The organism is Pseudomonas sp. 8_5_2, from assembly GCF_059295255.1.
In genome coordinates this window covers 1,173,484-1,193,430 of the sequence record NZ_CM181238.1, presented here as the reverse complement: position 1 = coordinate 1,193,430, position 19,947 = coordinate 1,173,484, and the positions used below count along the sequence as shown (strand labels likewise).

21 protein-coding genes are annotated in these 19,947 nt (G+C 64.4%); 5 read left to right on the top strand and 16 right to left on the bottom strand.

All coding sequences use genetic code 11. The features are described 5' to 3' along the window. Positions 1 to 118: 118 nt before the first annotated feature. The gene (locus tag AC5O5R_RS05390) at positions 119 to 760 is read left to right on the top strand and encodes a TetR/AcrR family transcriptional regulator (protein ID WP_172230936.1); all 642 of its coding nucleotides are present in this window, start codon (positions 119 to 121) and stop codon (positions 758 to 760) included. Between the two features lie 102 nt (positions 761 to 862). On the opposite strand, the gene AC5O5R_RS05385 is transcribed toward AC5O5R_RS05390, so the two are convergent. Beyond that, a complete protein-coding gene (locus AC5O5R_RS05385; protein ID WP_494515032.1) occupies positions 863 to 1,639 on the bottom strand; it encodes a class I SAM-dependent methyltransferase in 777 nt (258 codons plus the stop codon). 103 nt (positions 1,640 to 1,742) lie between these two features. On the opposite strand from AC5O5R_RS05385, the gene AC5O5R_RS05380 reads away from it, so the two are divergent. Further along, complete coding sequence (locus AC5O5R_RS05380) at positions 1,743 to 2,363, top strand: energy transducer TonB (RefSeq protein ID WP_172229269.1); 621 nt, start codon at positions 1,743 to 1,745, stop codon at positions 2,361 to 2,363. A 12-nt stretch (positions 2,364 to 2,375) separates the two neighbouring features. Here AC5O5R_RS05380 and AC5O5R_RS05375 read toward each other — a convergent pair whose 3' ends face one another. The 7 genes from AC5O5R_RS05375 to ppc form a co-directional block, all read right to left on the bottom strand. Next, entirely contained in the window at positions 2,376 to 3,065 is a 690-nt protein-coding gene (locus AC5O5R_RS05375; RefSeq protein ID WP_494512167.1) for an extensin-like domain-containing protein, read from the bottom strand. Next, positions 3,065 to 3,895 (bottom strand): isocitrate lyase/PEP mutase family protein, encoded by an 831-nt coding sequence (locus AC5O5R_RS05370; RefSeq protein WP_172229273.1) that lies wholly within the window; start codon positions 3,893 to 3,895, stop codon positions 3,065 to 3,067. The genes AC5O5R_RS05375 and AC5O5R_RS05370 overlap by 1 nt, the downstream gene beginning before the upstream one ends. Before the next feature lie 28 nt (positions 3,896 to 3,923). Continuing rightward, a complete protein-coding gene (locus AC5O5R_RS05365; protein ID WP_494515031.1) occupies positions 3,924 to 4,793 on the bottom strand; it encodes a DUF72 domain-containing protein in 870 nt (289 codons plus the stop codon). A gap of 3 nt (positions 4,794 to 4,796) precedes the next feature. Continuing rightward, positions 4,797 to 5,087, bottom strand: a complete 291-nt coding sequence (locus AC5O5R_RS05360) for a hypothetical protein (protein ID WP_172288566.1) — start codon at positions 5,085 to 5,087, stop codon at positions 4,797 to 4,799. A gap of 129 nt (positions 5,088 to 5,216) precedes the next feature. After that, positions 5,217 to 5,891, bottom strand: coding sequence for a tRNA (adenosine(37)-N6)-threonylcarbamoyltransferase complex dimerization subunit type 1 TsaB (gene tsaB / locus AC5O5R_RS05355; protein ID WP_494515030.1), 675 nt, complete (start codon positions 5,889 to 5,891; stop codon positions 5,217 to 5,219). 230 nt (positions 5,892 to 6,121) lie between these two features. Next, positions 6,122 to 6,772 (bottom strand): adenylate kinase, encoded by a 651-nt coding sequence (gene adk / locus AC5O5R_RS05350; RefSeq protein ID WP_110678221.1) that lies wholly within the window; start codon positions 6,770 to 6,772, stop codon positions 6,122 to 6,124. A 257-nt stretch (positions 6,773 to 7,029) separates the two neighbouring features. Next, entirely contained in the window at positions 7,030 to 9,657 is a 2,628-nt protein-coding gene (gene ppc, locus AC5O5R_RS05345) for a phosphoenolpyruvate carboxylase (RefSeq protein WP_494515029.1), read from the bottom strand. A gap of 199 nt (positions 9,658 to 9,856) precedes the next feature. On the opposite strand from ppc, the gene AC5O5R_RS05340 reads away from it, so the two are divergent. From AC5O5R_RS05340 to lptF, 3 genes are all read left to right on the top strand, one after another. After that, positions 9,857 to 10,201, top strand: coding sequence for a pilin assembly protein (locus AC5O5R_RS05340; protein ID WP_172231668.1), 345 nt, complete (start codon positions 9,857 to 9,859; stop codon positions 10,199 to 10,201). Between the two features lie 278 nt (positions 10,202 to 10,479). Beyond that, entirely contained in the window at positions 10,480 to 10,893 is a 414-nt protein-coding gene (locus AC5O5R_RS05335; protein ID WP_172231671.1) for a DUF4398 domain-containing protein, read from the top strand. A 50-nt stretch (positions 10,894 to 10,943) separates the two neighbouring features. Further along, on the top strand, positions 10,944 to 11,735 hold the full coding sequence (lptF, locus tag AC5O5R_RS05330; RefSeq protein WP_172231674.1) for a lipotoxin F family OmpA-related lipoprotein LptF: 792 nt from the start codon (positions 10,944 to 10,946) through the stop codon (positions 11,733 to 11,735). A gap of 152 nt (positions 11,736 to 11,887) precedes the next feature. Here the strand turns inward: lptF and AC5O5R_RS05325 are convergent, their stop codons facing one another. The 8 genes from AC5O5R_RS05325 to wspR form a co-directional block, all read right to left on the bottom strand. After that, positions 11,888 to 12,214, bottom strand: coding sequence for a PA3694 family proteiin (locus AC5O5R_RS05325; RefSeq protein ID WP_172231677.1), 327 nt, complete (start codon positions 12,212 to 12,214; stop codon positions 11,888 to 11,890). After that, positions 12,211 to 13,134: an alpha/beta hydrolase gene (locus AC5O5R_RS05320; protein WP_172231680.1), complete on the bottom strand. Its 924-nt coding sequence runs from the start codon at positions 13,132 to 13,134 to the stop codon at positions 12,211 to 12,213. The genes AC5O5R_RS05325 and AC5O5R_RS05320 overlap by 4 nt, the downstream gene beginning before the upstream one ends. Then, positions 13,106 to 14,383, bottom strand: coding sequence for a flavohemoglobin expression-modulating QEGLA motif protein (locus tag AC5O5R_RS05315; RefSeq protein ID WP_172288280.1), 1,278 nt, complete (start codon positions 14,381 to 14,383; stop codon positions 13,106 to 13,108). The genes AC5O5R_RS05320 and AC5O5R_RS05315 overlap by 29 nt, the downstream gene beginning before the upstream one ends. Positions 14,384 to 14,518: 135 nt before the next feature. Then, on the bottom strand, positions 14,519 to 15,067 hold the full coding sequence (locus AC5O5R_RS05310; protein ID WP_172230610.1) for a hypothetical protein: 549 nt from the start codon (positions 15,065 to 15,067) through the stop codon (positions 14,519 to 14,521). Positions 15,068 to 15,096: 29 nt separating this feature from the next. After that, a complete protein-coding gene (locus AC5O5R_RS05305; protein WP_172230607.1) occupies positions 15,097 to 15,801 on the bottom strand; it encodes a TetR/AcrR family transcriptional regulator in 705 nt (234 codons plus the stop codon). A 209-nt stretch (positions 15,802 to 16,010) separates the two neighbouring features. Next, a complete protein-coding gene (lysS, locus tag AC5O5R_RS05300) occupies positions 16,011 to 17,513 on the bottom strand; it encodes a lysine--tRNA ligase (protein ID WP_012270790.1) in 1,503 nt (500 codons plus the stop codon). 92 nt (positions 17,514 to 17,605) lie between these two features. Further along, positions 17,606 to 18,701, bottom strand: a protein-coding gene (prfB, locus tag AC5O5R_RS05295; RefSeq protein ID WP_172230604.1) for a peptide chain release factor 2 whose coding sequence is annotated in 2 segments (ribosomal slippage) — positions 17,606 to 18,628 and positions 18,630 to 18,701 — 1,095 coding nt in all. Because the reading frame shifts where the segments join, the coding sequence is not laid out codon by codon here. Positions 18,702 to 18,901: 200 nt separating this feature from the next. Further along, the gene (gene wspR, locus AC5O5R_RS05290; RefSeq protein WP_172230601.1) at positions 18,902 to 19,906 is read right to left on the bottom strand and encodes a Wsp signal transduction system regulator diguanylate cyclase WspR; all 1,005 of its coding nucleotides are present in this window, start codon (positions 19,904 to 19,906) and stop codon (positions 18,902 to 18,904) included. Positions 19,907 to 19,947 lie beyond the last annotated feature (41 nt).

Below are 19,947 nucleotides of genomic sequence, written 5' to 3'. Positions count from 1 at the left end.
CTGACGGGTATATTAAGTCAGGCAAGCGGTGGCGGGAAGAGTGTGCGTGGTGGATTTTGCGAGGTACGGCGGAGCGCTGTGGCGCCTGACCCGTTAAGATGGGCGCTTCTTCAAGCAGATGCAGACCACAATGTCCAACGACGCCCCCATCGGTCCAGGCCGGCCAAAGGACTTGGCCAAGCGCGAGGCGATTCTCGAAGCGGCCAAGACGCTGTTCCTCAGCCTTGGCTACGCCAACACCAGCATGGATGCGGTCGCTGCGGCGGCAGGTGTTTCAAAGCTCACCGTCTACAGCCATTTCACCGACAAGCAGACGCTGTTCTGCTCAGCGGTCATGGCAACCTGTCAGATCCAGTTGCCCGACTTGCTGTTCGAGTACCCCGAAGGGGCGCCGGTGGAAGAGGTTCTGCTGACCATCGCTCGTGGCTTCCAGGCGCTGATCAGCAGTGACGAAGCGGTCAAGCTCAGCCGCTTGATAATGGCTCAGGGCAGCCAGGACCCGAGCTTTGGCGAGTACTTCTACGAGGCCGGGCCCAAGCGCGTGCTGGCGGGGATGGAAGCGTTGCTGCGTGGGGCGGATGAGCGGGGCTTGCTGCGCATCGACAACCCGCTGCGGGCGGCCGAGCATTTCTTCTGCCTGGTCAAAGGCGCCCCGGATTACCGGTTGTTGCTGGGCTGCGCGGGGCCCCTGGACGGCGACGAAGCCGAGGCCCATGTGCGCGAGGTGGTGGGGGTGTTCCTGCGGGCTTATCAACCCTGAGGCCCGCGGATGTCTTTGCGGGAGCGCAGGCTCCGAGCTGGTTGGCACCGGCTACGCCGGTGTTCGCGGCTGAAGCCGCTCCCACAGAAGTAACGAGGTTGCTCAGGCCTTCAGGGCCTTCTTCGGGTAAATGTCATACCGGCTCGACTTGCCCTCCAGGCTATGACTCGGCTTCGGCCCGTCGATGATCGGTGCCTTGCGCGGGCGCTTCACCACCACCCGGTGGCTGGCCAGGACAAGAGCGGCTTCGAGCAGCGCCGGGGCGTCCAGGTCATCACCGACCAATGGCCGGAACACGCGCATTTCCTTCTTCACTAGCGCGCTCTTGTCCCGGTGCGGGAACATCGGGTCGAGGTAGATCACCTGCGGCGCCTCACCTTCCCAGTCGCGCATGCGCTGGATGGCGTTGCCCGTCAGCAGGCGCATGCGCCCCACAATCGGCCCAACCTCGGCATCCGACCGGGCCCGCGCCAGGCCATCCTCCAGCAACGCGGCAATCAGCGGCTGACGCTCGATCAGGGTCATCTGGCAACCCAGGCTGGCCAGCACGAACGCGTCCTTGCCCAGCCCCGCCGTGGCATCCAGTACCTGTGGTCGCACGCCCTGGGCGATGCCCACCGCCTTGGCGATCATCTGCCCGTTACCGCCGCCGAACTGGCGCCGGTGCGCCGCCTGGCCGTCGACGAAGTCAACCCGCACCGGGCCCGGTGCCTGCGGCCCCAGTTGCTGGACCTGCAGGCCATCGACGCCCACCTGCACGGCAAAGCCTGCGGCATCGTCCTGCAGCGGCAACGCTAGCCGCTCGGCCCATGCGGCGGCTTGCGCCTCGAACTCAGCCGACAGTGCCTCGACCCGGATACCTGTGCCCTGCTCTTCCATCATCCACACCTGAAAATTGAACCCAGCCGTTAATGTATCGGCAGCCACGGCCGATACAGGCAATATCCCGCTATTCTGCCAGAGCACAACGCGCGCGGCTGCCATGTCAGATACTCTTCCCATCGGCTTGACCTATTTGTCGCCTGTCGGCAACTACAGTCAGCACAATACCCAGGCACTCGGGGGCGTCAGCCACCTGTGGCAGGATTTCTTTGCCCGGGCCATGGCCGAACAGCCGGAAGAGCCCGTCGACCAGGTCAGCCAGTCGTTCGTGCAGTACGACCACGACAGCGGCGAGCCAATCGGCGGCGCCCGTGCGCTGGCCCTGATTGACGCCCAGCGCGCCTGCCCGGTGCAGGACACCGTGGTGGCACCGCCGGAGCCGCTGTTCCTGCCCAAGGCCGAGCTTGAGGCCAACTTGCTGGAGCCTGCTGCCGAGCCGTTCAGCGCCATCGAGCTGATCGAGCAGCAACGCCAGCTCGACATCAGCAACAGCTGGCTGCGCCCGGTGGTGATGAGCCAGGGCCACGCGATTGCCGAGCCCGGGCCAGGTCCCGCACCGCGGTCGCTGTTCCTGCCCATCGCCGAGTTCGAGACCAACCTGCTGGACCCGGCCCCGGAACCCTTCGACGAAGCCACGCTAGCCAAGCTGCAAAATGACCTGGAGTTCGACATCCACTGGGCGCGCCCGGTGGTGCTGAACAACGTGCGCGTTCACGCCTGAGCCTGGATCAACTCAGCGGCAGATCGGCCAGCGCCCCATGTCCAGATGAAAGTGGTTGTGGTGCGCAGCGTTGTAGTCCGGGCCCAGCACCGTACTGAAACTCTCGCAAGCTGCCTGCTGCACTTGCCGCAGGAACTCCGCCTTCTGCCCGCCCGCCTGCCAGTCCCGCGCCAGCACGATGCGTTGGCCGTCCTGCAGGCGGAAACCGCTGATGTCCAAGGCATTGGCCGTGGCGTGCTGGCTCAGCCGGCCCTGTTTGCGGTGGTAGACGTTACGACAGGCAAAGCTGCCCAGGTGATCTACCTGCGCCACCGGCTGCCCCAGTACCCGTTGGGCAACAGGTTGCAGGCCGTGGTTTTCGAACAGTGCGTAGGCCACCGCCAGCGGGCAACTGGCCAGGAAGCTGCTGCTGAGCCGCGCCTGGCCCGCTTCGAGGCGCCATACATTGTGCAGGGGGCAATTGGCCGTAGCGGGGCTATCGGCTTGCGCCCGGTAGCGCAGATGGCTGGTTTCCAGCGCCTGGCGGCACAACGCCGGGTCATCACGCAGACGCGACAGCTTGTAGGGTGTCAGCAGATTGGGCGGCTGTCGCACGTCCAGCGGCGCCCAGGGGTTCCACACGGCGGGCAGGCGCCAGCCGAACTGCCAGGCCAGGCCAGCCAGCAACAGCAGGCCGGCCAGCAGCGCCAGCAGCACCCGCATCAGCGGCGGAACAGGTCATTAAGCTGGGCAAACGGCAATGCTTGCTCCGCGTAGCCGAACGTGCCCTCGTCACGAATCTCCAAGGCCGCGCGGTGGACGGCGCCGAGCGCAGCGCGAGCCAGCGACGAGCCGACGCTGATGCGACGCACGCCCAGGTCCTGCAACTGGTTGACGCTCAACGGCACCCCCGCCATCCCCATCAGCACGTTGACCGGCCGTGGTGCCACTGCCTGCACCACCGCGCGGACTTCCTCGACGGTACGCAGGCCCGGGGCATAGAGCACATCGGCGCCGGCCTCGGCGTAGGCCTGCAGACGCAGGATGGTGTCGTCCAGGTCCATGCGCCCGTGCAGCAGGTTTTCTGCCCGGGCGCACAAGGTGAATGGGAACGGCAGGCTGCGCGCTGCCTGCACGGCTGCACGCACGCGCTCCACTGCCAGGCCGATGTCATAGATGGGGGCGTCACTGCGGCCGCTGGCATCCTCGATGGAACCGCCCACCAGACCAGCCTCGGCAGCACGCAGAATGGTCTGGGCGCAGTCCTCGGGCAGGTCGCCGAAGCCGTTTTCCAGGTCGGCAGCCACCGGCAACGCCGTGGCATCGACGATCTCGCCGGCATTATCAAGGGTATCGTCAAGGGTCAAGGCGCCTTCGGCGTCCGGGCGACCCAGGCTGAAGGCCAGCCCGGCACTGGTGGTGGCCAGTGCCTCGAAGCCAAGGCTGGCCAGCAGCTTCGCGGAGCCGGCATCCCACGGGTTGGGGATGACGAAGGCACCATCACGTTCGTGCAAGGCCTTGAAGGCTTCGGCACGCAGGGTTTGCACATCCATGGTTCAACCTCCGGCAGTCAGGGAAGGCTCAGAGTAGCCCCAGTTGTTCGACCTCGGGGGCTCGCGGCAATTCCGGCAAAGGTGCAAGGCCGGGCAGGCGCTGCATCAGGCGCTGGTGAAAACGCAGGGCCAGCGCCGCCGCCAGGCGGTTATCCGAGGTGTGCAGGAAGATATAAGGGCTGCGGCCTTCTTCGATCCAGCCAGCGACTTTTTCCACCCACGGGGTGAGAAACGACTCGTTGGCTTCCAGCTGCGGATGACCGATGAAGCGCACCTGCGGGTGCTGGCTGAAAGCCGCCGGGCGTGGCGGCACCTTGGGCTTCTTCGACTGCGCGTGCCGCACGGCAGGGTCGCGTGAAGTGCAACTGAACAGCGCGCGCGGGTCGAGGCAGATACGCTCCACGCCGCGCTCGTGCAGCAGGCGGTTGAGCAGGCGCTCCTCCTCGCCCTTGGTGAAGAACGCCGGGTTGCGCACCTCCACAGCCACCGGCACGCCAATCTGGTCAAGGAAGCGACCAAGCTCACCCACCCGCGCCGGGCCGAACTGGCGCGGCAACTGCAGCCAGCAAGGCGAGACGCGCTGGCCCAGCGGGGCCATCAGCCGGGTGAAGTCGAAGGCCGGCTCAAGCTGATCACGCAGGTCACCCTCATGGCTGATGTCCCGGGGGAACTTGGCAGTGAAACGGAAGTGCGCCGGCATCACCTGGGCCCAGCGCGCAATGGTGCCGGGTGCGGGGCGTGCGTAGAAGGTGGTGTTACCCTCGACGGCATTGAACACCTGGCTGTAGAAGCCAAGCATTTCAGCGCTGCTGGCGTCGGCGGGGTACAGGTAGTCGCGCCAGGCGTTTTCGCTCCACGACGGGCAACCGAGAAAATAAGGCAGTGGTGATGGACTCATCCATCAAATGTACAGGTCGAGCCCCAGCACTTCCATGTCCCAATCGGTGAAACTTGCGGTGCTCAGGTAGCTGGCCAGCGCCGTGGCGGTACGGCGGTCACGGGCGCGGGGGAAGACCATGTCCTGCTGGCGGGCTGGCAGGCCACCGCTGCGACGGCGGGCGGTGGCTTCCTGAGCGGCGACTTCGGCTTCTTCTACAACTTCGGCGTCATCGATGGCCTCGTCACGCACCGCTGCCTTGCGCGGTGCGCGCTTGACCGGGTAGGACTGCGATGAGAAACCGTCGATACGCATGGCATAAACTCAGGACCAATGATGGCAATTTAGCAGCATCAGAGTCAGGTCGCTAATGCTTGAGTGATAACTGGACCACAGATCGCGCAAAAGGTTTTAGTGTGATCGGCGATAACCGACGAACAGCACTCAGCGCTTCTTCGGCGTAGCTACATTATCGCGCAGATACACCGGTTGCGCCTGTTCGGCACCGATCGCCTCGCCGCGGGTCCAGGCGAAGCTGGCCAGGCTCAGAACGTCCAGGGCATGGGGCAAGGCGCTGGCATTGCTGGCCGCCACCTGCACTGCAAGGCGCTCGGCATAGCCCCAACCGGTACCGGTACCGAACCACTCGCCAGCGCTGCCCGCCGGCAGCGCCACCTGCTCCGGCGGCAATACCGCCTCGTGACCGACCAGGCGCATTTCGCCTGCGCTGGCCTGATAGCAGCCCCAATAGACTTCGTCCATACGCGCATCGATGGCAGCGGCCACCTGCTGAACGCCATGCTCGCGCAGCGCCCCCTGGGCCAGTGCGGCCAGGTTGGAAACCGGCAGTACCGGGCGCTCCAGCGCGAAGGCCAGGCCCTGGACCACACCGATGGCAATGCGCACGCCGGTGAACGCGCCCGGGCCACGGCCGAAGGCGATGGCATCCAGTGCATTCAGCGCGACGCCAGACTCGGCCAGCAACTGCTTGATCATCGGCAGCAGTTTCTGCGCGTGCTGACGTGGGATCACCTCGTAATGGCTGGTTACCTTGCCGTCATGCAGCAGCGCAACGGAACAGGCTTCGGTGGCGGTATCCAGGGCCAGCAGGGTGGTCATCGAACAGGTATCCAGGTGCGAAGAAAAAGAGCGGCAGTATAGAGCAGCGGCGGCGTTGTGTCCCGAAGGGGCCGCTGTGCGGCCTATCGCCGGCAAGCCAGCTCCCACAGATACTGCACAGCCTTCAGAAATGGCGCGATCCTGTGGGAGCTGGCTTGCCGGCGATGGGCTGCGTTAGCAGCCCCAAACGACAACGGCCCGCAAGCGGGCCGTTGTCGACAGGTACTGGATCAGCTCAGGGCTGCCAGGACCTTGGCGGTGATGGCTTCGACCGAGCCAACGCCTTCGATGTGGCTGTACTTCGGCTTGCCCGCATTGGCAGCCGACAGCTTCTGGTAGAAGTCCACCAGCGGCTTGGTCTGGCTGTGGTAAACCGACAGGCGATGACGAACGGTTTCTTCCTTGTCGTCGTCGCGCTGGATCAGGTCTTCGCCAGTGACGTCGTCCTTGCCTTCCACTTTCGGCGGGTTGTACTGAATGTGGTAAGTGCGGCCCGAGGCCAGGTGCACGCGGCGACCGGCCATGCGGCCGACGATCTCTTCGTCATCCACGGCGATTTCGACCACGGCGTCAATGTCGACACCGGCAGCGACCATGGCTTCGGCTTGCGGAATGGTGCGTGGGAAACCGTCGAACAGGCAGCCGTTGGCGCAATCAGGCTGGGCGATGCGCTCCTTGACCAGGCTGATGATCAACTCGTCGGAAACCAGCTGGCCGGCATCCATGACTTGCTTCAGTTCCAGGCCCAGCGGGGTACCGGCCTTGACGGCGGCACGCAGCATGTCGCCGGTGGAAATCTGTGGAATACCGAACTTTTCGGTGATGAACTTTGCCTGAGTACCTTTACCGGCCCCGGGAGCTCCCAGCAGAATTACGCGCATCTCGTGCTCCTCAAATTTTTTTATGAAATTCAATGGATTCGGCAACCAGGGCCAAGTCCGGAAAATCGGGTATGACCATAAAACGGTCAGAAGGCTGCTCAAGATACACAGCGCCCGGCAGCCATACAAGCGTCCCAAAGTTGCAGGAATGCGCCACTTGCGGCTGACCCGCCCGGTGGTTGCGCCAGGCGCAACCACCTTCTCCGTCTTCGCCCCCGCCCCTCGCGCCCCGCACCCAGGGTGGCCAGACCCTGCCCTCAGCCGGTGTTGCGCAGGCCTGCGGCGATACCCGCCACGGTCACCAGCAAGGCCTGCTCCAACGGGCTGTCCAGAGCGGCTTCGCGGCTGCGCGAGCGGGCCAGCAACTCTGCCTGCAGGCGGTGCAGCGGGTCCAGGTAGGTGTTGCGCAGGCTGATGAACTCCAGCGTCTCGGGGCTGTGCGCCAGTAGCACCGGCTGCCCGGTCAGGCCCAGCACCACCTGGCACGACTGCGACAATAGGTCGCGCAGATGCACACCTAAAGGACGCAAGTGCGGTTGCACCAGACGTTCGTCGTAGGCCTCGGCGATTTGTGCATCGGCCTTGGCCAGCACCATCTCGAGCATGTCGATGCGGGTTCGGAAGAACGGCCATTGCTCACGCATCTGCGCCAGCAGCTCGCCTTGGCCGCGGGCCAGGGCATTGCTCAGCGCCGTTTCCCAGCCCAGCCAGGCGGGCAGCATCAAACGGGTCTGGGTCCAGCCGAAGATCCACGGGATTGCCCGCAGGCTTTCAATGCCCCCGGCGCGGCGCTTGGCCGGGCGGCTGCCCAGCGGCAAGCGCCCCAGTTCCTGCTCTGGCGTCGACTGGCGGAAATACTCGACGAAGTCGGGGTTTTCGCGCACGACCCTGCGGTAGGCCGCGACGCCATCGGCGGCCAGTTGGTCCATCACCTCGCGCCAGGCCGGTTGCGGCGGCGGTGGCGGCAACAACGTGGCTTCCAGCACAGCGGCCAGATACAGGTTGAGGTTTTGCTCGGCGATGCCCGGCAAACCGAACTTGAAGCGGATCATCTCGCCCTGCTCGGTGGTGCGGAAACGCCCCGCTACCGAGCCCGGTGGCTGCGACAGGATCGCCGCATGGGCGGGGCCGCCGCCGCGGCCTACCGTACCGCCTCGGCCATGGAACAGCAGCAACTCCACCTGGTGTTCGGCACAGATCCGCACCAGGTTTTCCTGTGCCCGGTACTGGGCCCAGGCGGCGGCGGTGGTGCCAGCGTCCTTGGCCGAGTCGGAGTAGCCGATCATCACTTCCTGCGGGCCCCGCAAGCCGGCGCGGTAGCCCGGCAAGCCGAGCAGGCGTTGCATCACCGGGCCGGCGTTGTCGAGGTCGGCCAGGGTTTCGAACAGCGGCACCACGCGCATTGGCCGGGTCAGCCCGGCTTCCTTGAGCAGTAATTGAACCGCGAGCACGTCAGAGGCAGCACCGGCCATGGAGATGACATAGGACCCCAACGAAGCAGCAGGCGCAGCGGCCACCTCTCGGCAAGTGGCCAGCACTTCGGCGGTATCGGCCTGCGGCGTGAAGTGCGCAGGCAGCAGTGGCCGGCGGTTTTTCAACTCGGCCTGGAGGAACTCGATGCGTTGCTCTTCATCCCAGTCGGCGTAACGCCCCAGGCCCAGGTAGTCGGTGATTTCGGTCAGCGCATCACAGTGGCGGGCAGCGTCCTGGCGCACATCCAGGCGAACCAGGAACAGGCCGAAGGTAACGGCGCGACGCAGGCAGTCGAGCAACGGCCCTTCGGCGATCACGCCCATGCCGCATTCATGCAGCGACTGGTAGCACAGCTGCAGCGGCGCGATCAGGTCGCGGTTGTCCACCAGCACTTCGGCGCTGGCTGGCTGGTCGCTGGTCAACGCCGAATGCGCCCAGGCACGTGTTGCGCGCAGTCGGTCGCGCAGTTGCTTGAGCAAGGCGCGGTAAGGTTCGGCACTGTCGCCAACCCGTTCACGCAGGGCGCCGCTGGCCTGCTGCATGGACAACTCGGCGGCCAGCGCATCGATATCGCGCAGGAACAGGTCGGCGGCCATCCAGCGCGCCAGCAGCAGCACCTCGCGGGTCACGGCAGCGGTCACGTTGGGGTTGCCGTCACGGTCACCGCCCATCCACGAGGCGAAGCGCACCGGGGCGGCCTCCAGCGGCAGGCGCAGGCCGGTGGCCTCCTGCAGGGCCTGGTCGACCTTGCGCAGGTGGCTGGGGATCGCGTGCCACAGCGAATGCTCGATCACCGCGAAGCCCCACTTGGCTTCGTCTACCGGGGTGGGCCGGGTGCGGCGGATTTCTTCGGTGTGCCAGGCCTCGGCGATCAGCCGGCGCAGGCGTTCGCGCACTTGCTGGCGTTCGGCCGGGGTCAGGTCGCGATGATCCTGGGCGGCCAGCTGGCCGGCGATGGCGTCGTACTTCTGGATCAAGGTGCGGCGGGCCACCTCGGTGGGGTGCGCAGTCAGCACCAGCTGGATATCGAGCTTGGCCAGTTGCCGGGCCAGGGCATCGTTGCTGTGCCCGGCCTGCTTCAGACGTGCCAGCAGCTCGGGCAGTACCCGCGCCTCGAACGGCTCGGGCTGATCGGCATCACGGCGGCGGATCAACTGGTACTGCTCGGCCATGTTGGCCAGGTTGAGGAACTGGTTGAAGGCCCTCGCCACTGGCAGCAGGTCTTCTTCGGCAAGGTCCGCCAGGGTCGAGCTCAGTTGCTCGCCGGGGCCGCGACGGTCGGCCTTGGCACTGTGGCGGATGTCCTCGATCTTCTGCAGGAACGCATCACCATGCTGCTGGCGAATGGTTTCACCCAGCAGCTCACCCAACACATGGACATCTTCACGCAAACGCACATCGATATCGGTCATTGGCCCTTCTCTCCGGCGCGGCTCTGGCGCACTGCATCCCTTTCAGCCTCAGCGCGGCCCACTGGGGCGCGCGGTACACACCCCAAGAGTGCCCACAGCCGGGCAGCGATGGCAAGCCGTGATCGGCCAAAGCAAACTAATCTCAAAGCACAGCACTCCGATGCCATGCAAGCCCTACGAGGCGTTAACAGAGGTCGTCATGAAAATCCGTGAACTCGCCCAGCACTGGGAACAGAACGCCGCCGGTACCTTGAGCCGCACAGGCCATGTGTTGCACCTGGACCTTGAGTCCGAGGCGCGCCTGGCCGCGCTGATCGACATGTACCCCAAGCGCACCGCCGAAGAACTGCTTGGCGAACTGGTGGCTGCCGCACTGGAGGAACTGGAAGCCAGCTTCCCCTATGTACAGGGCCGCCAGGTCATTGCCACCGACGAGGAAGGTGATCCGCTTTACGAGGACGTCGGCTCTACGCCGCGCTTTCTGTCCTTGTCGCGGCAACATCTGCAGAGCCTCAGCACCACCGCCGATGACAGCGAAAAGTAACCGCCCGCACCACCCTTCCGGGCCCTGTCGAGGCCCGGGATACCTCCCCAGCCCGCAGAAGTTCCAGGCATAAATCATTGACCGATCAGTCACGAATAGTTGCTCTCTCGGGCGACTTTTTTCTGAACTATTGGAAAAACGTTCGAGTCGGAGCCAATAGCCATCACGCTAAAACCCTGCACACCTGCCCTCGTGCACCGTTGAGCTGAAGCGCACGGAAACTGTCAGGGAATGAGCGATGGACTGCTACGGACATCGTCGTTATCAGGAGTGATCCAATGGAACTGACCACCATGAAAACCCGCACTTTCAAACCGTCATCCACTCATGTGCGCGGGTTCAAGCTGGCCGCGCTGGCCCTGGGCAGTAGCCTGGTCCTGGCTGGCTGTGCGGGCAACCCGCCCACCGAGCAGTATGCCGTCACCCAGTCCGCCGTTAACTCAGCCGTCAGCGCTGGCGGTACCGAGTTTGCCGCCGTGGAAATGAAAGCGGCGCAGGACAAGTTCAAGCAGGCCGAAATCGCCATGCACGACAAGAAGTACGACGAAGCCAAGCGTCTGGCCCAACAGGCCGAATGGGACGCCCGCCTCGCCGAACGCAAAGCCCAGGCGGCCAAGGCCCAGAAGGCTGTGCAGGATGCCCGCCAGGGCGTTCAGGACGTACGTGAGGAAGGCCTGCGCAGCGCTCAGTGAGCCCTGCCCCGCCAACCTTAGCCTTCGCACTCGATCAAAGGATGAACACTATGCGCAAACACGTCATGATTCCCGCCCTGCTGGCCCTGAGCGTCGGTCTTGCTGCCTGCTCCCACGACCCTAACGCCAACCTCGAGTCGGCCCGCACCAACTTCTCCGCGCTGCAAAGCGACCCGCAATCGAGCAAGGTCGCGGCACTGGAGACCAAGGACGCCCAGGACTGGCTGAACAAGGCCGACAAGGCCTACATGGACCGTGAGGACGAGAAGAAAGTCGATCAACTCGCCTACCTGACCAACCAGCGCGTCGAAGTGGCCAAGCAGACCATCGCCCTGCGCACCGCTGAGGGCGAGTTGAAAAACGCCTCGGCAGAGCGCGCCAAGGCCAAGCTCGATGCCCGCGACGCACAGATCGCCAAGCTGCAGGACAGCCTCAACGCCAAGCAAACCGACCGCGGTACCCTGGTCACCTTTGGCGACGTGCTGTTCGACTTCAACAAGGCCGAGCTCAAGAGCAACGCCTACCCGAACGTTACCAAGCTGGCGCAGTTCCTCCAGGAAAACCCGGAGCGCAAGGTGATCGTCGAGGGCTACACCGACAGCGTCGGCTCGGCCAACTACAACCAGACCCTGTCCGAGCGCCGTGCCAACAGCGTGCGCATGGCACTGGTGCGTGCAGGTGTAGACCCGGCGCGTATCGTGTCGCAAGGGTATGGTAAGGAATATCCGGTGGCTGACAACGGCAGCAATTCGGGCCGTGCGCAGAACCGTCGGGTCGAGGTGACCATCTCCAACGACAACCAGCCGGTGGCACCGCGCTCGGTGAGCCAGGTCAGTCAGTAAGACCGGTTGGCTGAACCCGGAACCCCGCCTTCATGGTGGGGTTTTTATTTGGGCGTTTGGTCTCGTGCCTTTAGAGATGTGGTGATTGGGAGACCGAGCGCCGCGCGGGCGGCGCTCGATTTCCCAGGCCCCACAAAAATCACGTCGCTCCCTCATTGCACCTGCTGCGGGCTTTCCTCCCCCATGCAGCGCACCGCGCGCTTGCGGTTGTCCACCAACACGCCGGTCAGGCCTTTTTGCTGAGTGTCGAACAGCACCAGCACGCCATCCATGCACTGGGCCACTTGCGGGGCGGGGTCGAGGGAGACTTTGTAGTCCTCGCCGGGGATGGTCTTGAGCATGGTGAAGTCCTGCAGCAGCAGGGCATCCTCGGGCTTGGCGAAATGCAGGTAGCCGTAATACCACAAGGCCCCCACCGTCACGATGATGCTGCCGACGCCGGTCAGGATCAGCGGGATGGCGTTGCGTTCTTCACTCATTGCTTGTTCTTCTCGTCAGGGTAATTGGGCACTTCGGCCAGCCGCCGAAGCCCGTTGAAATGGCTGGGGTCGTCGAGGAAACGCAACATGACCTGGCGCCACGTAGGGTCGGCAAAAGTCTGCACGTGGCCGCCGCGGGTCAGTTGCAGCACGCGCGGTGGAGGTGCGTGCTGATACAGCTGGATGCCGTTGTCCATCGGCACGAGATTGTCGTCGATGCTGTGGAAAAACAACTTGGGCGGGCTGCTTAGCTGCTCGATCGAGCGGATCGCGCTGTCGCCGTCCGGCACCAGCCACGACAGCGGCACCTGCAGCGGCCAGGTCATCCAGGACGTACTGAGGGCAAAGCGCCCGACAGCACGGTAACTGGCCGGCACGCCGTCGAACACCAGCGCGCTGAAGCGCTGGCGCTGCTCGGGGTGGGCCGCCAGGTAGTGAATGGCCATGGCACCGCCGAGGCTCTGCCCCAGCAGCACCAGCGGCTTGCCCTTGGCCTCGGGCGCCTGGTCGAGCCAGGCCATGGCGGCGGCAATGTCCTGGTACACCTCAGGCAGGCTCGGCTTGCCCTCGGACAAGCCGTAGCCGCGGTAATCGATCATCAGCACCTGGTAGCCCTGCTCCGGCAGCCAGTAGCTGCCGCCAAGGTGCCCGGGCAGGTTGCCGCCGTTGCCGTGCAGGTGCAGCACCGTGCCCTTGACCTCGACCCCCGCCTTGGCCGGCAGCCACCAACCGTGCAGGCGAATACCGTCAGCGCTGGTGAGGGTAACATCACGGTACTCGAGCTTGGCCCGCTCCGGGGTAAAGGCCTGGCCAGGTTCGGGGTAGAACAGCAGGCTGCTGCAGCCGCCAGGCCCGAGCAGGACCAGGCCAAGGGCCAGCAGGCGGCAGCGCTCAGAGAATGTTCGCGTAGTCGGCTTCAATACGGTCCAGGCTCAGGTGGTTGAGGAAGTTGGAGAAGCACATCCAGGCTGACAGCGCGTTCAGGTCGCGGAACTGTTCCGGCAGGTACTTGGGCGGCTCGACAAGGCCCTCTTCGACCAGCTGGCGCAAGGTGCGCATGTCTTCCAGGGTGGTCTTGCCACAGAACAGCAGCGGAATCTGCTCGAGCTTGCCCTTCTTCACGGCCAACTGAATGTAGTTGTAAACCATGATGAAGCCCTTGAGGTAGGACAAGTCCTTGGTGAATGGCAAGCCATTGGGCACCGAACCGCGGAACACCCGGCTGGCGTTGCTGTAGCTTTGCGCCATCTCGAAGCCCTGCTCGCGGAAGAACCCGTACACCTGCATGAAGTCCGCGCCCTCCTCGACCATGTGGATGGCGCGGGTGCGGTTGGTGAGCTTGCGCAGGCGGCTGGGGTAGGAGGCAAAGGCTATCACCTCCATCAGAATGGCCAGGCCCTCCTGGGTCACCGTCGACGAGGGTGGGCCCTTGGCCAGGAAGGTGCAGATCGGCTGGTTCAGGCCATTGAGCGTGGTACCGACGTGCACCAGCCCTTCGTGCACCTCCAGGGCGCGCACGTCGCGAGCGTTGAACATGGCGTCGGCACGCACCTTGATGTAGTCGGCACCCGCTGCGGCATCGGCGACGATACCGTCGGACTCGAACACGCGGATGGTCTCCTCGGCCTCGCCGAACACCTTGTTCAGCCGGCGCTGGAGGATCTCCACGGCCTCCTTGGCGGTGAGGTTCTTGGGTTCGTCCTTGAGGTCGCCGCGGCCATCGATGTTGTTCAGGTAGTCCGACAGCATCAGGCCGAGGTCTGCCAAGGTCGGGTCGCCGGCGTGGAAGGCGTCCGAGGCAGCGCCGTACAGCTCCTGGGAGATCAGGCCGAAATCCTCGGTGCCGCGCGCTTCGAGCATACGCACCACCATGCGGTACTCGCGGCACATGCGCTTCATGATCTGGCCGACCGGGTTGAACTGGCCGAGCTGGCGGATGATGTCGCGTTCGATGCCCTGGAACTCGGCCTTGACCGCGTTGGAGTCGAAGGCCAGCGGGCGCGACTGGTAATAGGCGCGGTCGACTGCCGGTGGTTCCTTGCCCTTGGCCTTGAGGAAGCCCTGGCGGATGTTGTCGTCCCACTTCACCGCGTCCAGGACCCGAATCGGGGTCTGTGCCGCAACGATGCGGTCGGACAGGGCGCGGATGGTTTGCTGGTATTCGTCCACCGGGGACTCCTTTCTAGTACAGGAAACCTGTACCGGCCTCTTCGCGGCTAAAGCCGCTCCCACAGGTACCGCACAGTATTCAGGACCTGTGCAGTGCCTGTGGGAGCGGCTTTGGCCGCGAAGAGGCCAGCACGGTCATTTGCCGGAGCGCTGGAACCGCGCCACCTCGACGAACAGGTCCGAGTTGGCCGGGTCGTCAAGGTATGCCAGCACCCGCGCCGCAGGGCTGTCGATCAGCACGCCGTCGCCGTTGTCTTCCGGCACCTCGGTGCTGCGCCCGCTCAGTTCCTTCTTGTCCACCGCCTGCTGCACCTGCTCGACATCCAGGTTGTAGACCACCAGTTCCTTGCCATCGACGATGTCGAAACCGCCGATGAGGAAATTGCCGCCCAGGCGCTTGGGCACGCCAGCCGACAGGTACCAGCGGTTGCCGTGGCGCGAGACGGTGAACACGTATTCTTCAGGGGCCTTGCCCTTGGCCGTTGCCACCGCCTTGTAGGCATCGCCGCCGCTGCGGCTGATGGTGAGCTTCAGCGGCTCGCCCCAGGCGTCCTTGCTGCTCCATTTACCGAGCAGGGACTTGGGCGCCGACTGGTTGCTGGGCAGGGGCTCGTGGAAGGTCACCAGACAACCGCCCAGCAGCAGGAATGACAGAGTCAACAACACCACACGCCAGGCTTTCATCAGGTTCTCCTTGAAAAGTCGGACTCGCCTCAGGCCGATGCCAGCACCAGCTGCAGGTACCGGGTAAGCATAGCGAGCATCTGCCCATCGGCTTGCGCGTTCGCATCCTTGAGCAGGCCCTGATATTCCATCTGCTCGATAATCGCCGTCAACATCTGGGCGTCCTGTTCCGGTTGCCGCGAGCCTACCACCTGCAGCAATTGCCGAGTGCCGTGCAGCAGGATCTGCTCGTGGGCGCGTACCAGTTCGGCTAGGCGCGGGCACAGCAGGGCTTCCTGGCGAAAGGCCTGTTCGGCCATCAGGAAGTCGCGACGGTTGAGCAACTGGCGCTGTACGTAGTCGGCGGTCATGCCCGCCACTTCGTCGGCCAGGCGTGCCCGTGCCTGCGGGGTGCCATCACCCTGGGCCACCAACTGGCGCAACAGCACCTCGGTGTTGGCCCACAGCTTGGCCATGTAGGCAGCGCTGCGCTCGACGTACTGGGCAAAGGTATCGGTGAGCAGGTCCTCGATATCCTTGAAGTAGTAGGTGGTGGCCGACAACGGCACACCGGCCTCGGCCGCCACCGCGCGGTGGCGCACACCGCGCACGCCGTCGCGCACGACAATGCGCATGGCGGCGTCGAGGATCAGCTGGCGGCGCTGCTCGCTGCCTTGGCGGGCAGTCTTGCGGCCTTGGTATTGCACGCTTTCGGCGACGGCGGTGGCGATGCCGGCGGCGCCTTGGTCAGGCATGGCGGGTGTCAAGGGGCTACCTCATGGTTCAAGTCATCTGCAGCCTGTACCGGCCCTATCGCCGGCAAGCCAGCTCCTACAGGTACTGCACAAGCCTGAGACCTGTGCGATACCTGTGGGAGCTGCCTTGCCGGCGATAGGGCCGGTACAGACAACATAATGCTTCAGGCAAGAAAAAGCCGCCTCGAAAGGCGGCTCGTTCACTTCACTCAGGCCTGCGGACGCATGTGCGGGAACAGGATCACGTCGCGGATCGACGGCGAGTTGGTCAGCAGCATCACCAGGCGATCGATACCGATGCCCTCGCCTGCAGTCGGCGGCATGCCGTACTCCAGGGCGCGGACGAAGTCGGCGTCGTAGTGCATGGCTTCGTCGTCACCGGCATCCTTCTCGGCCACCTGGGCCAGGAAACGCTCGGCCTGGTCTTCGGCATCGTTGAGCTCGGAGTAGGCGTTGGCGATCTCGCGGCCACCGATGAACAGCTCGAAGCGGTCGGTCACGGCCGGGTTGTCGTCGTTGCGACGGGCCAGCGGCGACACTTCGAACGGGTACTCGGTGATGAAGTGCGGCTGCTCCAGCTTGTGCTCGACCAGCTCTTCGAAAATCATCACCTGCAGCTTGCCCAGGCCTTCGTGGCCCAGCACCTTGGCACCAGCCTTTTTGGCGATGTCACGGGCCCGGTCGACGTCCTGCAGATCGGCGGCGGTCAGCTCCGGGTTGTACTTGAGGATCGAGTCGAACACCGACAGGCGCACGAACGGCTCGCCGAAGTGGAACACCTTGTCGCCGTAAGGCACGTCGGTGCTGCCCAGTACCAGCTGCGCCAGCTCGCGGAACAGTTCCTCGGTGAGGTCCATGTTGTCGCGGTAGTCGGCGTAGGCCTGGTAGAACTCGAGCATGGTGAATTCAGGGTTGTGACGAGTCGAAACGCCTTCGTTACGGAAGTTGCGGTTGATCTCGAACACCTTTTCAAAGCCACCCACTACCAGGCGCTTGAGGTACAGCTCCGGCGCAATGCGCAGGAACATGGCCATGTCCAGGGCGTTGTGGTGGGTTTCGAACGGCTTGGCGGCGGCACCGCCCGGGATGGTCTGCAGCATCGGCGTTTCGACTTCGAGGAAGTCGCGCTCGATAAGGAACTTGCGAATGTGCGAGATCACCTGCGAACGCACACGGAAGGTGTGGCGGGTTTCTTCGTTGACCATCAAATCGACGTAACGCTGGCGGTAGCGCTGCTCGGTGTCGGTCAGGCCGTGGTGCTTGTCGGGCAGCGGGCGCAGCGACTTGGTCAGCAGGCGCACGTTGGTCATCTCGACGTACAGGTCGCCCTTGCCGGAACGGGCCAGGGTGCCTTCGGCGCTGATGATGTCGCCCAGGTCCCAGGTCTTGACCGCCGCCAGGGTTTCTTCCGGCAGGGTCTTGCGGTTGACGTAGACCTGGATGCGACCGGTCATGTCCTGGATCACCATGAACGAGCCACGGTTGAGCATGATGCGGCCGGCTACCTTGACCGGGATCGCGGCTGCTTCCAGCTCTTCCTTGGTCTTGTCCGCGTACTGTTTCTGCAGGTCGTTGCAGTAGCTGTCGCGACGGAAGTCATTGGGGAAGGCATTGCCTTTGGCGCGCTCGGCGGCAAGTTTTTCCTTGCGCAGGGCGATCAGGGCATTTTCTTCCTGTTGCAGGTCTTGCGATTCGGTCTTCAGGTCGCTCATGTCGTCATTCTTTCCATCAGGTATTCGTTGCCCTTCTCGGGCAGGGCACGCGCTACCGGCAAGCGGCCGGTAGCGCGGCAGTGGTATGCGGCTTACAGCCCCTGCTTGAGGCTCGCTTCCAGGTACTGGTCGATGTCGCCGTCCAGCACCTTGTTGCAGTCGCTGCGCTCGACGCCGGTACGCAGGTCCTTGATACGCGAGTCATCGAGGACGTAGGAGCGAATCTGATGGCCCCAGCCGATGTCCGACTTGCTGTCTTCCAGCGCCTGCGAAGCAGCGTTGCGCTTCTGCATTTCCAGCTCGTACAACTTGGCCCGCAGCATTTTCATGGCGGTGTCCTTGTTGGCGTGCTGCGAGCGTTCGTTCTGGCAGGCCACCACGGTGTTGGTCGGCACGTGGGTGATACGCACCGCCGAGTCGGTGGTGTTCACGTGCTGGCCACCGGCACCCGAGGAGCGGTAGGTGTCGATGCGCAGGTCGGACGGGTTGATATCGATCTCGACCTTGTCGTCGATTTCGGGCGACACAAACACCGCCGAGAACGAGGTGTGGCGACGCGCACCGGAGTCGAACGGGCTCTTGCGCACCAGGCGGTGCACGCCGATTTCGGTGCGCAGCCAGCCGAAGGCATACTCGCCCTTGATGTGCACGGTGGCGCCCTTGATGCCGGCGACTTCACCTTCGGACAGCTCGATGATGGTGGCGTCGAAACCACGCTTGTCGGCCCAGCGCAGGTACATGCGCAGCAGGATGTTGGCCCAGTCCTGCGCTTCGGTACCACCGGAGCCGGCCTGGATGTCCAGGTAGGCGTTGTTCGGGTCCATCTCGCCGCTGAACATGCGACGGAACTCAAGCTGGGCCAGGGATTCTTCCAGGCCTTGCAGCTCGGTCTCGACGTCGCTCACGGCGCTTTCGTCGTCTTCCTCGACAGCCATGTCGAGCAGGTCCTTGCAGTCGGCCAGGCCGTTGGACATCTTGTCCAGGGTCTCGACCACCTGCGCCAGCATGGCACGCTCGCGGCCCAGGGCCTGGGCGTACTCTGGCTTGTTCCAGACGTTGGGGTCTTCCAGCTCGCGGTTGACTTCGATCAGGCGGTCATGCTTTTGATCGTAGTCAAAGATACCCCCGAATGGACTGGGAACGCTCGGTGAGGTCCTTGATGGTGTTCAGGATCGGTTGGATTTCCATGGTCGGCGGCTCTCGTGCGAATTCGGTGAAAAGCCCGCGAGTATAACCGAGTCCGCAGCACGGCGGCAGACCCGCCGGGCGGTAGAAGTGGCATCGCCTGAATGACCTCTGGCACCTGCCCCGGCCCTGTTGCCGGCAAGCCAGCCCCACAAGGCGGGTGCTGCACCTGTGGGAGCTGGCTTGCCGACGATGAGGCCCTGTCAGGCGATACCGACCTGATTGCGCCCGTTGTTCTTGGCTTGGTACAGGCCTTTGTCCGCCGCCGAGATCAGCTGACGGCAGTGGTGGCCCTGCGCCGGGGTCTGGGTGGCCAGGCCAATGCTCACGGTGAGGTACGAGCCGGCCGCCGGCGCGCTGTGCGGGATACCCAGGCCTTGCACGGTCTGACGCAGCTTCTCGGCCACCAGCCGCGCACCGCCTGGCGAGGTATTGGGCAGCACCAGGGCGAACTCCTCGCCACCGTAACGTGCCGGCAGGTCGGTCGGCCGCGCGCAGGAGCCACGGATGGATTCGGCCACCTGGCGCAGCGCTTCATCGCCGGCCAGGTGGCCGAAGCTGTCGTTGTAGGCCTTGAAGTAGTCGACGTCGATCATCAGCAACGACAACTGCTGCTGTTCACGCATGGCCCGGCGCCATTCCAGCTCCAGGTACTCGTCGAAGTGGCGGCGGTTGGACAGCCCGGTCAGGCCATCGGAGTTCATCAGCCGCTGCAGCATCAGATTCGAGTCCAGCAACTGCTGCTGGCTGACGCGCAAGGCGCGGTAGGCTTCGTCACGCTGCAGCAAGGTCAGGTAGGAGCGCGAGTGATAGCGAATGCGCGCCACCAGTTCGATGGTGTCCGGCAGCTTGACCAGGTAATCGTTGGCCCCGGCGGCAAATGCCGCGCTTTTCACCAGCGGGTCTTCCTTGGTCGACAGGACGATGATCGGGATGTCCTGGGTTGCCGGGTTGTTGCGGTATTCGCGTACCAGCGTCAGCCCGTCCAGGCCCGGCATGATCAGGTCCTGCAGGATCACCGTGGGCTTGATGCGCATGGCCTGGGCCACGGCCTGGTGCGGGTCGGCGCAGAAGTGGAAATCGATGTTGTCTTCATTGGCCAGGCCACGCCGCACCGCCTCGCCGATCATGGCCTGGTCGTCGACCAACAGCACCATCGCCGAATTTTCATGGGCGGTCGCGAAACCTTCGATCGGTAAATCATTCATGCCAGTTCACCCGATCACTGCCGGCCAGGCGGCGTGATTCA

What these genes read in the sequence shown, in the direction of transcription:
- AC5O5R_RS05385 (WP_494515032.1), bottom strand. Translation starts at nt 1,639, where the DNA reads ATGGAAGAGCAGGGCACAGGTATCCGGGTCGAGGCACTGTCGGCTGAG.
- tsaB (WP_494515030.1), bottom strand. Translation starts at nt 5,891, where the DNA reads ATGACCACCCTGCTGGCCCTGGATACCGCCACCGAAGCCTGTTCCGTT.
- AC5O5R_RS05325 (WP_172231677.1), bottom strand. Translation starts at nt 12,214, where the DNA reads ATGAGTGAAGAACGCAACGCCATCCCGCTGATCCTGACCGGCGTCGGC.
- wspR (WP_172230601.1), bottom strand. Translation starts at nt 19,906, where the DNA reads ATGAATGATTTACCGATCGAAGGTTTCGCGACCGCCCATGAAAATTCG.
- adk (WP_110678221.1), bottom strand. Translation starts at nt 6,772, where the DNA reads ATGCGCGTAATTCTGCTGGGAGCTCCCGGGGCCGGTAAAGGTACTCAG.
- AC5O5R_RS05375 (WP_494512167.1), bottom strand. Translation starts at nt 3,065, where the DNA reads ATGCGGGTGCTGCTGGCGCTGCTGGCCGGCCTGCTGTTGCTGGCTGGC.
- lptF (WP_172231674.1), top strand. Translation starts at nt 10,944, where the DNA reads ATGCGCAAACACGTCATGATTCCCGCCCTGCTGGCCCTGAGCGTCGGT.
- AC5O5R_RS05340 (WP_172231668.1), top strand. Translation starts at nt 9,857, where the DNA reads ATGAAAATCCGTGAACTCGCCCAGCACTGGGAACAGAACGCCGCCGGT.
- AC5O5R_RS05305 (WP_172230607.1), bottom strand. Translation starts at nt 15,801, where the DNA reads ATGCCTGACCAAGGCGCCGCCGGCATCGCCACCGCCGTCGCCGAAAGC.
- AC5O5R_RS05310 (WP_172230610.1), bottom strand. Translation starts at nt 15,067, where the DNA reads ATGAAAGCCTGGCGTGTGGTGTTGTTGACTCTGTCATTCCTGCTGCTG.
- ppc (WP_494515029.1), bottom strand. Translation starts at nt 9,657, where the DNA reads ATGACCGATATCGATGTGCGTTTGCGTGAAGATGTCCATGTGTTGGGT.
- AC5O5R_RS05365 (WP_494515031.1), bottom strand. Translation starts at nt 4,793, where the DNA reads ATGAGTCCATCACCACTGCCTTATTTTCTCGGTTGCCCGTCGTGGAGC.
- AC5O5R_RS05335 (WP_172231671.1), top strand. Translation starts at nt 10,480, where the DNA reads ATGGAACTGACCACCATGAAAACCCGCACTTTCAAACCGTCATCCACT.
- AC5O5R_RS05390 (WP_172230936.1), top strand. Translation starts at nt 119, where the DNA reads ATGCAGACCACAATGTCCAACGACGCCCCCATCGGTCCAGGCCGGCCA.
- lysS (WP_012270790.1), bottom strand. Translation starts at nt 17,513, where the DNA reads ATGAGCGACCTGAAGACCGAATCGCAAGACCTGCAACAGGAAGAAAAT.
- AC5O5R_RS05380 (WP_172229269.1), top strand. Translation starts at nt 1,743, where the DNA reads ATGTCAGATACTCTTCCCATCGGCTTGACCTATTTGTCGCCTGTCGGC.
- AC5O5R_RS05360 (WP_172288566.1), bottom strand. Translation starts at nt 5,087, where the DNA reads ATGCGTATCGACGGTTTCTCATCGCAGTCCTACCCGGTCAAGCGCGCA.
- AC5O5R_RS05370 (WP_172229273.1), bottom strand. Translation starts at nt 3,895, where the DNA reads ATGGATGTGCAAACCCTGCGTGCCGAAGCCTTCAAGGCCTTGCACGAA.